The organism is Deferribacterota bacterium, from assembly GCA_034189185.1.
Lineage (GTDB): Bacteria > Chrysiogenota > Deferribacteres > Deferribacterales > UBA228 > UBA228.
The window spans coordinates 1-10,874 of the sequence record JAXHVM010000061.1 but is presented as its reverse complement, the minus strand read 5'-3'; the positions used below and the strand labels follow the sequence as shown (position 1 = coordinate 10,874).

Below are 10,874 nucleotides of genomic sequence, written 5' to 3'. Positions count from 1 at the left end.
TTAATATTAGATACTATATTTGTAAAGATTAATGTAGTCAACAAGATTTTTAATAATAGTAGTAATAAAATCATATTGACATTTTGAACATATGTTATTAATATATTATTAGCTACATTTTAAGGTAGAAAAAATTTTTGGAGGTGTGCCATGCCAGGTGGTGATAGAACAGGTCCATTAGGATTAGGGCCAATGACAGGTAGAGCAGCTGGATATTGCGCTGGTTACCCGGTGCCAGGTTTTATGAATCCTGCTCCTAGATATTTTGGTTATGGTCGTGGAATTGGATGGGGACGTGGACGTGGATGGATGTATAGAAATTTTCCATATAGACCAGTAATGCCATATGCTACAGTTCCACCTTATAGTCCATATTCTTATAGGGCAGATGAACAAGATATTGATTTATTAAAAAGAGAAGCTGAATTGCTTAAAAAACAATTGGAAGAAGTTCAAAAACACATAGAAACCCTGGAAAAAGAGCAAGAAAAATAATCTTTTGTAAACTTCTTAGTGGGGGATAGTTAGCTATCCCCCTATTTTTTTAAAATTTATTATTAACATATGATGCATTTTTGTATTATATAGAGGTGTGTTAATGTTATAAAAATTACTTGCCAAAGGTGGTCTGTATAATGGATGTTTTAGAGAAAATAATAGATAAATTAGATGGCAGTTATGTAGTTAAAGAAGCTGTAAAGGGCTTATATTGGACTGCTATTGTCAGTAAAAACTGTGGTCTTGCCTCAACTATGCTTCAAGATTGTAAAATCCATGATGAAGAAGAGGACAGCTACATTGGCAGTATTGAAGGCACTTCAGCAAAAACAATTGCAAAATTTGCATTATCTAATGAAATAAAAAAAGCATCCTGGGGGTTAGCTGCAATTAATTCACTGATTGAGGTAGATGAGGAAGATTGTAAAGAGTTAAATGCCGGTGATTTTTTACTTGAAAAAGCTAAGGATAAAAACATATCTATTATTGGACATTTTCCATTTGTAGATAGTTTAAAGAGGTTTGCGAAAAATCTATGGGTTATAGAAAAATGGCCAAGAGCTGGTGATTATTCTGCTGAGAGTGCAAAGGATTTTTTGCCTCAATCTGATGTTATTGCAATTTCAAGCACAACTTTGATTAATAAGACATTTGAGGAGTTAATTAAGATGTGTCCGACTAAGAGCTTTAAGTTACTACTTGGCCCAACTACACCAATGGATAAGGTGTTGTTTGATTATGGTATTGATGCCATTTCAGGAAGTGTTGTCCATAATGTAGAGACAACATTAAGATATATAAAAGAGGGTGCAAATTTTAGGATTTTAAAACGCACTGGAAGTATTAAGCTTTTGACTATGTTCAAAGATAATATATATATTTAAATTTATGCTTAAGTATATATAGTAATGTAGTGGTCATAAGTTTAAATATTAAAGGATTCTTGGGCTTTTAAGATGAAAACAAAATTAGATTGTATTCCATGTTTTCAAAGACAGGTTGTAGAAGCTGCAAAGATGGCAACAAGTGATGAAGAAATACAAGAAAATATATTAAGAAAAGTAATGAAAGTTTTGTGCAATATGGACTGGAATGAGAGTCAGCTTGTAATAACAAAAAAATTACATGAAATTGTTTATAAAGAATCTGACAATTATGACCCTTACAGAGAAGTAAAGAGAAAAAGCAATGAAGAGGCTTTAAGGTTATATCCATCAATGAAAAAGGTTGTAAATAGTTCAAATGACTTATATGAAAAGATTCGTTCAGCAATAAAAATAGCTATTGCTGGCAATATTATAGATTTTGGGCCTAGTATTAACAGGGATATTAATAAAACCTTAGAATATGCTTTATCTGTTGATTTAGACAATAAAACATTTGAAAATTTCATAGAGGATCTAAATAAATCAGATAGTATTCTCTATTTTGCTGATAATTGTGGGGAAATCGTATTTGATAAGCTTTTGATTGAGTGTTTGGATAAAAGAGTATTCTTTGTAGTAAAAAAATCGCCTATTCTAAATGATGCCACTATTGCAGATGTACATGAGACCTCTATTAGTAAAATGGATAATGTAGAAGTAGTTGAAATGAATGTAGGTGATAATATAAATATTATAAATAAAATAAATCCTTCATTGATTATAAGTAAAGGGCAGGGTAATTATGAGGCTTTGAGTGAAAGAGGAGACATTTATTTTATGTTAATTGCAAAATGTCAAGTAATTGCTAAGGATTTAGGTGTGCCTGTTGGTAGCATTGTATTTAAGAAGATTTAAGTCTTTATCTATTATAATATCCTTTATTTTTCTCATATTAACTACAAACACGTTTGCCGAAGAAAGGATTGTAAGTCTCTCTCCTAATATTGCTGAGATTTTATTTAAGATAGGAGTTGGGGATTATATAGTTGGAGTTACTAAAGAATGTGATTACCCAGAAAGTGCAAAGAAAATTAGAAAAGTTGGTTCATATTATCACATAAATATAGAGGAGATTGTATTATTAAATCCAACAGTTGTTTTTGGCATGAAAGATGGTTATTCTCTTAAAGTTAAAAAAAGGTTAGATGAGCTTAATATAGAAAACTATTTTTTTGAATCTCATTCTTATAAGGATGTAATAGATATAATAAAATATTTATCAAAGAGATATAATATTGATTGTAGCGATTTGGTAGATAAGATTAATGTTATTTTTTCTGAAAAAACTATTTGTAATAAGAGCGCACTCTTTTTAGTAAATTTAGATCCCCTTATTGCAGCAGGTAAAAATAGTTTTATTGATGATATTTTAAGATGTGGTGGCTTTAATAATTATATACAAGGTAATCTTGCCTATCCGAAAGTTAATATTGAAAAATTGTATCTAAATGAACCTGATTATATTCTGATTTCCCATAATATGTCAGCTAAATCAATTGAATTGTTTAAGAAAAAACTCAAAAGATTGGATATTGACTCAAAGGTTATTATAATCAATGATGATATCTTTGTGAGACCCTCATATAGGATTGTAGAAGCGTGCCAGTTTTTGAGAAAATTAGGTCAATAAACCTTGCTTTTTTATTTAAACTATTATTGTTTCTTTTATTACTTTTTGTTTTAACCCTATTTATTTTATTATCATTTGGAGGGAACAATGTATCATTTATAGATTTTTTTCAAACGGAAAATAGGATATTGCTTTTTGAGATTAGATTCCCGCGGCTACTTGCTGATTTTATGGTGGGCGCAAGTTTATCTATTGTTGGCTTAACCTTTCAGACATTTTTTAGAAACCCCTTAGCTGATCCATACATTCTTGGCATTTCCGGTGCAGCTGCCTTTGGTGTGGTTTTATCACTATTGATTGGCTTTGATTCAGTTATTTATAGGCAATTTTTAAGTTTCGTATTGGCATTAGCTACTATCTTTATTATTTATAGGCTTTCAGGCGGTATTAATAAAATAACTATAAATGTCCTAATCTTAATAGGTGTGGGCATAAACTTCTTTTTTGCATCAATTATCACATTCTTTAGCTCGGTTATGAGTGATAAATTTACAAAGAATATACTTTTATGGTATATGGGGGATACTACACTATTAAATCCTTTTACAGTTGCAATAATATTATTTATTGTAGTGTTATTTTCCTTTATACTATATTTAGAATCACCGAGATTAAATATCTATCTATTGGGCGATGAGATAACAATTAATTCTGGTATTAATCTTAAAAAGTTATCAATGAGAATTTATATATTAGGATCAATTATTACAGCCTTAACAGTGTCTCTTTGTGGTGCTATTGGATTTATTGGCATAATTGTACCACATATAGTAAAGATGGTTTTTGGAATGGACCATAGAATAAATATGTTGAGTGCATTTTTTTTAGGTGGTATTTTTGTTATGGTTGTAGATACCCTATTTAAGGTTATGTTCTACCCTTTTGAGATACCCTTAGGGGCTATTACTGCAATAATAGGAACACCTGTTTTTATTTATTTAGTAAGGTATAGATTATGATTGTTGAAGTGAAGAATCTCTCTTTTTCCTATGACAATGGTTTTAGCCTTAAGATAGATAAGTTTTCAGTGGCAAATAATTGTGTCCTCTCAATTATAGGACCAAATGGAAGTGGTAAGAGCACATTATTAAAAATTATCTCAAATATTATTAAAAATTACAATGGCAATATCTATATATTTGAAAAGAGTTTAAAAAAGTTAACGGATAATGATATTGCTAAAAGTATTTCATATGTGAATACCTATTTTACTTTTAAGCCATCAATTAAGGTTGCTGACGTAGTTTCAACTGGAAGATATGTATACAGCAAAAATTTTGGGATACTTACAAAAAAAGATTTTAATAAAATAGAAGAGGCAATGGTAGTTGCTGATATATATGATAAAAAAGATTATTATATTAATCAATTGTCAAGTGGTGAATTAAAGAGGGTATTAATAGCAAGGGGTATTGCGCAAGATACACCTATTTTGATATTAGATGAGCCCTTTGCCAACCTTGATCCCAAATACTGTGTAAAAATTATGGAAATTATTGATAAACTTAAGCAAGAAAAACTTATTATTATGGCTACTCATGATATAAATATTGCCTATTTGTTATCAGATTCTATTTTGGCTTTAAAAAAGGGGGAGATATTTTTTCTGTTTGACAAGGGCAATACTTTTAATGTAAAAGAACTAAGTAGGCTATATGAGGTAGATGTAGATTTGCTTAAGAAAGTTTTTTTATCAGGGAAGTTTGGTGAAAATCCAACGCTGTCCCGCAACTGTGAGTCTGATGAACACCTTATAAACCACTGTCATTAGCTGATTGATCTTAGAATATTCAAAGATCTTATTAGTTAGTATTGATGGGAAGGGTAGGTTAGTAAAAGGAAGACAAGCCAGGAAACCTGTTAAAAAAACTCTTAATAAAATGCCACTTACGAGGATAAGGAGGTATCCTATGGGTTTCATGAAATCGAATAATTCACTTTATTTTTTTGAGATTTAGTGGAAATATTATGCTGAAATATTTAGTTTTAATATTTTCACTACCTATTGTTATATGTTCCTATGAATTACCTGAGATAAAAGTCTTTGGTGATAGACTAGATCAGAAATTAGAAGAATCCTTTGCTAATATGGAGGTTATTACTAAAGATAAGATAGAAGATATAAGCCCGGCAGATACCTATGATATTATAAACTATATTAATGGTTCTAATTTAAAATCCTACGATAAAAAACATACAAATATTGATTTAAGAGGTTTTGGAGAAAAGGGAGCTTTAAACAATATAATTCTCATTAATGGGATGAAATTAAATACTGTTGATATGTCTGGTGTGGATTTATCAACTATACCTGTAGATGCCATTGAAAGGATTGAGGTATACCATGGTGGTAATTCTGTGTTATTTGGTGATAGGGCAGTTGGTGGGGTTATTAATATAGTTACAAAAAAGCCTATAAAAGGTGGTTTTAATATTAAATCTGATTTTGGTTCCTATGACTATCAAAATTATTATACAGAAGGTGTTTACGCCGGTGAAAATATTTCACTTATGTTAAATGTAAACAGAAGTACGACAGATGGCTACAGACTTAATAGTGATTTTGATAAAACCACAATTGGTGGTGAGGCTAGCTATTTTGGCCAAAACATAGAGTATAATATTTCTGGTTCATATTCTGATTCTGACTATGGATTGCCTGGGCCTTTAAGTAGCAGTGAAATAGAGGAATTTGGCAGAAAACATTCACTATTCCCAGATGATGGTGGCAGTGACAAGGATGGCTATATTAATAATAGAGTGAAATTGTATTCACCAATTGGCGATTTTGTAATAAATGGCGATTACAGGAAAAGAGATAGGGAGTATAATATATCTGGTTTAATCTATGATGATGAATTGACCTACTATTCGATAAGACCTGAATATATATTCCAATTTGATGGTGAATTATTTTCAAATAAGATTCAAATTGGCTATGACTTTGAACACTATGATGTAGCTGTAGAAGAGATGAAATATAATACTTATAGTGAGTTAGAAAGGATATATCATGGTATATATTTATTTGATACCTTCAATATAGATAAGCTTATTTTACAAACTGGCTTTAGAAGTCAATATAAAAGAGATTTCTTTGAGTCAGAGGATACAAAAAAAAGTAAGTGGATTAACAGCTATTTATTTATGATAGCCTATGATATTAATAAAAATAATAATATATACGTGAAGTTTGATAAGAGCTTTAGATTTCCAACTACTGATGAATTGATGGAGTATGGTGGCAGACTAAATACTGATCTAGAGCCCCAAGAAAATTATACCCTCGAGAGTGGTTATAAATTAAAATATAAGGGTTATTATCTAAATTTAGTTGCCTTTTATCAAAAGTCTAATGATGAGATATTCACAAATCCCGATGCTATTTTCTATAATGAGGGTTTTTTTAATACAAATATTGATACTGAAAGGCTTGGTGTTACTCTTAATGTGGGGGCAACTTTTAAAAATTATTTGATAGACATTAAATATAACTATATAGATGGAAATATTGATGAGGGTCCATATAAAGATGCAGAAATTCCATTAGTTTCTAAGCATTCCCTGAAAGGACTCTTTAAATACAAAAGCCCTTTTGGATTTAATCTATACTATCAGATTGGTTATTATAGTTCATATTATGCAGGTAATGACTATTTAAATGAAGCTAAAAAAATAGATGGATATTTTGTAAGTGATATTAAATGTGAGTATAATTACAAAAATATTTCAGCCTATGTTAAGGTTAATAATTTATTTGATGAAAAATACTATGATTATGCATATTATACACGTGGGGAGGGTTTTCATTATTATCCATCTAATGCAAGAAATTGGGTAGCAGGTGCCTCCATTAAATTCTAAAAATAAAAAAATATTAATTCCACCAATTATATATTTTTTAATATTGTCTGTTATTATACATTTAATGCTATTATTAAATTTATCTAACGTGAATAATAATAAAGTGCAAATTAGCCAAAATACAGTAAATCTATATATTGAAAAAAAGAGCATTAATAAGAGCTATAATAAGCCCAAAGAGAAATTAACTAAAAAAAGAATTGAGAAGAAAGAAGAGTTTGAAAAACCCGTTAAAAAGCAAGTAGTGAGAAACAATAAAAATAATAAAGATAATAAAAACAATGAGGTAAAAGAGAAAGTTAGAAAAAAAGTCTCTAATGTAAAAGAAAAAACTATAAATTTAGATGATGGAGAAAAAAAGATAGATGAAAGTAAGCCTGAGAAAAAAAAATCAAAAGTGTTGAAAGAAAAAGATAAACCAGAAACAAAATCAAAGAAAAGTAAGGTTTATCAGAAAAAATCAAATGAGGCCAAAAGTAAAGAAAAAACTTTAGCCCGTAAAAATATGGATAATGAGTCTAAAAGGGATGTTGCCTTAAGTTCTAATAGCCTAATAAAGAGAGATAATTTAATAGATAGTTACACTAAATATGTTTATGAAACATTAAAGAAAAATGTATATTACCCAACAATTGCTTTGAGAAGGGGTATAGAGGGCGTTGTTTATATAGAATTTAGTATAACAAAGAGTGGTGAGATAAAAGATATTAAGATAACAAAATCTAGTGGGTTTTCCATACTTGATGAAGTTGGTATAGAAATAGCAAAAAAGTGCTCACCTTTAAAAGCTCCACCAAGAGAGATTAAACTCTCTGCCCCAATAGTATTTGCACTAAAATAATATCCCAATCCTCCGACTTCGCAAGTTAGATTTTTCGCGTATTTACGCCATCACAGCATCCTCTGACTTCGCAAGTCAGATTTTCCGCGTATTTACGCCATTTCCACACATTACCAATTTCGCAAGTTGGGAGATTTAGAGAGTGACCATAAATAAGTTAATGTTTAAAATTATATTTAGAATAAAAAAAGATTATTAAATCCTTTTTTTATTAATTATAACTTAACATACACCGTGGATAATTCTGGTGGGATATATGCTTCACTCTCTCATGAAGGAGAATTGTTTAATTTGTTCCTATCCCCCTTTCAGTACTTAGAGTCCCTTGTTCCCCTTCAGTAGGAAGGCCTGCTTCTGCCCAAGCCACTGTGCCACCTTCTAAATTATAAACTGGGGTATTAGAGAATTCATTATAGGTTAATGTTAGTAAAGCTGTCATATATGCTCTAACGCCTGTTTGGCATATATATACAATTGGTATGCTAGGTTTGATTGTGCCATCTTGTAAGGCTCTATTCACACCCTGCATAGGTATATTTATGGCACCAGAAACCCTTAATTGTTCCCATTCATTAGTTGTTCTAACATCAATGAGCTGCAATTCTTGTCCACTTTGAATCATATTATAGAGCTCCTCAGCATCAATATTTATAACCTCTCTACCAGTAGCAAGCCTGATTGCTGGATTTATCAATTGATAGATTATTGAACTAGAAGAACTAGAGCCACCTGAATTTTGATTTTCTGCTGAAGGCGTTGTTGATGTCGTCTGTAAAATTGATTCTAACGTTCCAAATAGATTTATAATAGGAACAAGTATTGCCCTAATAGCAGGAGCGCCTGCACGTGCTAACCCCTCTACATCTTTTTCAGTGTAAGTAGTTTTGTTAGACTGCATTCTTTCAATTAAATCTTTTAATTGTTCTATATTTTGTTCTGAATAAAGAAGCTTATTCTCTTGGTTCTTAGTAGCCAAACCAATTCCATAATCAAAATTTTCAGCTCTCAATGAGAGGCTAGCCATAACAAAAATTGCAACACATAATGCAATAAACTTTTTCATAAATCACCCCCATTAATTAAGAAATTAATAAATTTAAATACTAAATAATAGATTAGTAAATTAGTTACATTATGTCAATTTAATATGACATAAAAGTCTTTCAACTTCGCAAGTCAGATTTTCCGCGTCCACACGCCATTTCCACACATTACCAACTTCACAAACGCAAGTGAGATTTTTACTGTCGCACTTTTATATTTTCTATACTTTTAAGTTCTTTATATAATTTATTTATGTAATCTATGGAGGAAGCAATTAGTGCCTCACTGTTGCTCTTAAATCGTTTGTCTAATATCTTATCTGTCAAATACATTTTTTGTATAACTATGTGCTCATCTTTTCTAAGATAAATGTTAGATTTTTCAAGTTGTTGAAAAAATCCTAAAAAGTCATCTTTGGTATACGGTTTCCAAAGGGTCATCCTTATTTCAAAATTAATATTATCTAATTTATCCGTCACTTCTCTATGTTCTTTTAAAATACGCAGTGTTTTTAAAAATATTGGCAGTGTATAGTTTTTGTTCCTTGTGATATATTGTATGTCTCTTGTATTTAAACCTTTTAAATCAAGGCCTATGAAATTTATAAGGTTATTATCTAAAAGTGTTAGCAATCTATTAGGTAAACTGCCGTTTGTATCTAGTTTAACCATTATATTCATATCTTTTAATTGTGTTAAAACGTTTTTAATATGAGGATTTATTAGGGGTTCCCCGCCTGTTATAGTAACTGCATTAATTTTGTTTTCTGCTATATATCTGAAAAATTCATCATTAATATTTCTCTTAACAGTAGTCAATACTAATTCAGGGTTATGACAGAAACGGCATCTTAGATTACAACCACTTGTAAAGGCGGTAGCCGCAAGTTTACCCGGGAAATCAATCAACGAGATAGGGGTAAAATCGACAATGCTCACTTTTTGTAAGGGTTCTCTTAAAAAATGGGTGTAATTCTAATTTTTAATAGTCCCTCCACTCTTGAGTGGATGGACTATATAATTTTGTCTATGTTCAAATTCATCTTTTTTGCCATCATTCCAGTTTTCCACTGGTCTGTGGTATCCTACAACTCTACTATAAATTTCACACTTTGTTCCTTTTGTGTTTTCAATCTCTTTTTTTATTTCCTCAATTTTTTCTTCCAATTCTTTTTTTGTTTCACCATTTTTAATATTTTGAGTATCCATAATAATGCCTCCTATTTTATATTTTTATTAAATTACATTAAAAATTAGTAAATCATACAGTATTTAATTGTGCTTGTAAGCTTTCCAGCTTTTTTGTTAATTGCTCAAGCCTTTCTTGTTTGCATATTGGGCAATGTTCGTGTTTGCCTTTAAGATAACCATGTATAGGGCATATTGAAAATGTTGGGGTTATAGTAAAATATGGAAGCCTATATTCAGAGGATATCTTTTTTACTAATTCTTTTACAGTTGTACTATCTTCAATTGATTCACCAATAAACACATGAAAGACGGTTCCTCCAGTATATTTAACTTGTAATTTATCTTGGTGTTTTAATGATTTAAAAAGATCCATTTTGCAATTAACAGGTAGGTTTGTGGAGTTTGTATAATAGGGTTTGTCTGTTCCTGCAGTTATAATATTTGGATATTTTTCTTTATCTCTTTTTGCAAGACTATAGCTTGCTCCTTCAGCAGGGGTTGCCTCTAAATTATATAACATATTATCTTCATCTTGAAATGATTCTAATCTCTCATTCATAAAATCCATTGTCTTTTCTGCAAATTCTAATCCCTCCTCATGCATAATGTCTACACCAATAAAGTTTAGAAGAGCTTCATTCATTCCTATTATGCCTATTGTATTGAAATGATTTTTCCAGTATTCTCCAAACCTTTTCTTTATATCACAGAGGTAATATTTAGAGTAAGGATATAGGTTGTCATCAGTTAGCTTCTCTATAGTTTTTCTTTTAATTTTTAAACTATTTCTTGCAAGCTCCATTAAATTATCCAGTCTCTTATAAAAATCATTTTCATCGGCTGCCAGATAACCTAATTTTGGTAGATTAATTGTAACAACA

11 protein-coding genes and 1 riboswitch are annotated in these 10,874 nt (G+C 30.3%); of the genes, 7 read left to right on the top strand and 4 right to left on the bottom strand.

From position 1 onward, the window contains the following. The first annotated feature begins 150 nt into the window (after positions 1-150). The 7 genes from SVN78_05750 to SVN78_05720 all read left to right on the top strand — a co-directional run bounded on the left by SVN78_05750 (position 151) and on the right by SVN78_05720 (position 7,759). On the top strand, positions 151-495 hold the full coding sequence (locus SVN78_05750; protein MDY6821106.1) for a DUF5320 domain-containing protein: 345 nt from the start codon (positions 151-153) through the stop codon (positions 493-495). A 140-nt stretch (positions 496-635) separates the two neighbouring features. Continuing rightward, positions 636-1,382, top strand: a complete 747-nt coding sequence (locus SVN78_05745) for a DUF364 domain-containing protein (GenBank protein MDY6821105.1) — start codon at positions 636-638, stop codon at positions 1,380-1,382. Positions 1,383-1,454: 72 nt separating this feature from the next. Further along, complete coding sequence (locus SVN78_05740; GenBank protein ID MDY6821104.1) at positions 1,455-2,279, top strand: ARMT1-like domain-containing protein; 825 nt, start codon at positions 1,455-1,457, stop codon at positions 2,277-2,279. Further along, a complete protein-coding gene (locus SVN78_05735; GenBank protein ID MDY6821103.1) occupies positions 2,251-3,054 on the top strand; it encodes a helical backbone metal receptor in 804 nt (267 codons plus the stop codon). The genes SVN78_05740 and SVN78_05735 overlap by 29 nt, the downstream gene beginning before the upstream one ends. 26 nt (positions 3,055-3,080) lie before the next feature. Beyond that, on the top strand, positions 3,081-4,013 hold the full coding sequence (locus tag SVN78_05730) for an iron ABC transporter permease (GenBank protein MDY6821102.1): 933 nt from the start codon (positions 3,081-3,083) through the stop codon (positions 4,011-4,013). A gap of 697 nt (positions 4,014-4,710) precedes the next feature. Further along, positions 4,711-4,934: riboswitch (cobalamin riboswitch) on the top strand. Positions 4,935-5,022: 88 nt separating this feature from the next. Continuing rightward, positions 5,023-6,918: a TonB-dependent receptor gene (locus tag SVN78_05725; protein MDY6821101.1), complete on the top strand. Its 1,896-nt coding sequence runs from the start codon at positions 5,023-5,025 to the stop codon at positions 6,916-6,918. Between the two features lie 64 nt (positions 6,919-6,982). Further along, entirely contained in the window at positions 6,983-7,759 is a 777-nt protein-coding gene (locus tag SVN78_05720; GenBank protein ID MDY6821100.1) for an energy transducer TonB, read from the top strand. 286 nt (positions 7,760-8,045) lie between these two features. On the opposite strand, the gene SVN78_05715 is transcribed toward SVN78_05720, so the two are convergent. The 4 genes from SVN78_05715 to nrdD (SVN78_05700) all read right to left on the bottom strand — a co-directional run. Beyond that, positions 8,046-8,822, bottom strand: a complete 777-nt coding sequence (locus SVN78_05715) for a rhodanese-like domain-containing protein (GenBank protein ID MDY6821099.1) — start codon at positions 8,820-8,822, stop codon at positions 8,046-8,048. 178 nt (positions 8,823-9,000) lie between these two features. Further along, the gene (locus SVN78_05710) at positions 9,001-9,741 is read right to left on the bottom strand and encodes an anaerobic ribonucleoside-triphosphate reductase activating protein (protein ID MDY6821098.1); all 741 of its coding nucleotides are present in this window, start codon (positions 9,739-9,741) and stop codon (positions 9,001-9,003) included. Between the two features lie 36 nt (positions 9,742-9,777). Next, positions 9,778-10,011 (bottom strand): anaerobic ribonucleoside-triphosphate reductase, encoded by a 234-nt coding sequence (gene nrdD, locus SVN78_05705; protein ID MDY6821097.1) that lies wholly within the window; start codon positions 10,009-10,011, stop codon positions 9,778-9,780. 52 nt (positions 10,012-10,063) lie between these two features. Then, positions 10,064-10,874: anaerobic ribonucleoside-triphosphate reductase (gene nrdD, locus SVN78_05700; GenBank protein MDY6821096.1), on the bottom strand; the 811-nt coding region annotated here is incomplete at its 5' end.

What these genes read in the sequence shown, in the direction of transcription:
- SVN78_05725 (MDY6821101.1), top strand. Translation starts at nt 5,023, where the DNA reads ATGCTGAAATATTTAGTTTTAATATTTTCACTACCTATTGTTATATGT.
- SVN78_05750 (MDY6821106.1), top strand. Translation starts at nt 151, where the DNA reads ATGCCAGGTGGTGATAGAACAGGTCCATTAGGATTAGGGCCAATGACA.
- SVN78_05740 (MDY6821104.1), top strand. Translation starts at nt 1,455, where the DNA reads ATGAAAACAAAATTAGATTGTATTCCATGTTTTCAAAGACAGGTTGTA.
- SVN78_05720 (MDY6821100.1), top strand. Translation starts at nt 6,983, where the DNA reads ATGCTATTATTAAATTTATCTAACGTGAATAATAATAAAGTGCAAATT.
- nrdD (MDY6821097.1), bottom strand. Translation starts at nt 10,011, where the DNA reads ATGGATACTCAAAATATTAAAAATGGTGAAACAAAAAAAGAATTGGAA.
- SVN78_05745 (MDY6821105.1), top strand. Translation starts at nt 636, where the DNA reads ATGGATGTTTTAGAGAAAATAATAGATAAATTAGATGGCAGTTATGTA.
- SVN78_05715 (MDY6821099.1), bottom strand. Translation starts at nt 8,822, where the DNA reads ATGAAAAAGTTTATTGCATTATGTGTTGCAATTTTTGTTATGGCTAGC.